The 1,051-nt window shown below is 55.8% G+C and carries 1 protein-coding gene; it reads right to left on the bottom strand.

What is annotated here, in order from left to right; genetic code table 11:
- Window positions 1-17: 17 nt before the first annotated feature.
- A complete protein-coding gene (locus DW49_RS0100875; RefSeq protein ID WP_024421064.1) occupies window positions 18-644 on the bottom strand; it encodes a recombinase family protein in 627 nt (208 codons plus the stop codon).
- Between the last annotated feature and the right edge of the window lie 407 nt (window positions 645-1,051).

The raw sequence follows: 1,051 nt of genomic DNA, 5'->3' as shown, positions 1-1,051 counted from the left end.
AGGGGTTACGGGCGCGCTCATGCCGGTACGTCTAGCTCCCGCTTAACGCGCTGCACAGTCTGTGTGCTGCATCCAACCAGCTCAGCTACTTTACGTATGCTCTTGCCATCGGCCAGCAGCTCACGCACACGCTGGTGCAAGCTCTCATCTACCTGTCTGCCCTTGTACGCACCCCCAGCCTTGGCCTTTTCAATGCCCTGAGCTTGACGACGACGACGGTCCTCATAATCCTTACGGGCTACAGCAGCGAGCATATCCAGCAGCATCGTATTGATTGCGCCCAGCATCCGGCCTGTGAAGTCGTCACCCTTGCGCGCAGGCTGCATAGCCTGATGTGAGGTAGGCAGGTCCAAGGCAACAACCAGCACACCCTTGGATTGCAGTTCGCCCCGGAGTTTCAGCCAGTCTGATTCGTTCAGGCGTGCCAGTCGGTCTACCTGCTCAACCAGCAGCACGTCTCCCGGCTCGCAGTCAGAGAGCAGGCGGAACAGCTCTGGGCGCTCAAGTGTGGCCCCGGATTCATTCTCGGTGTACCAGCTCGCCACACGCTGCCCATGCTCTAGAGTGAAGGAGCGTAACAGCTCTTTAGCGCGGGTGGCATCTTGCTCGATAGTGGATGCTCGGAGATATGCACGGATCATCATGGCAAAGCACTCGTGTTGATTTGGGTGTAGTGATAATATGTGTGGTGATTTGAGTTGTCAAGCGATTCATATCAGCACGGATCAGAGTCTTTATCAGCATGCGGGGATGAGTCTTCTGAGGTATACCCGTATCACTACATGTCGAGTGCTCGGCTAGATCGACGGGAAAGCCAAGGTTTCCACCGTCGGTGGGAGTGTTTCTACTGTGGTTGTTTTAGGACGCCGTTTAACTTCCTCAATTTGAGGGAGTTGCCCCGAGCCTGAATCCCTACCTCGTTTGTTCGCCGATCTGGAAATTGACTCGGCTGATTATTCAGCCCAGTACATAGACCCCACCGGGCGCTAGGCCTACGGGGGCGTGGGAGCTTGTCATTAGTGGGAGACACCCTCGCTTGAGCAGACTATTT

It is taken from the genome of Pseudomonas avellanae BPIC 631 (assembly GCF_000444135.1).
Classification (GTDB): domain Bacteria; phylum Pseudomonadota; class Gammaproteobacteria; order Pseudomonadales; family Pseudomonadaceae; genus Aquipseudomonas; species Aquipseudomonas avellanae.
The sequence above is the reverse complement of the archived record's forward strand: the minus strand, read 5'-3'. Positions and strand labels throughout refer to the sequence as shown.

Bases quoted from the DNA above. Each gene is read 5' to 3' on its own strand.
- DW49_RS0100875 (WP_024421064.1), bottom strand. From the start codon at position 644: ATGATGATCCGTGCATATCTCCGAGCATCCACTATCGAGCAAGATGCC.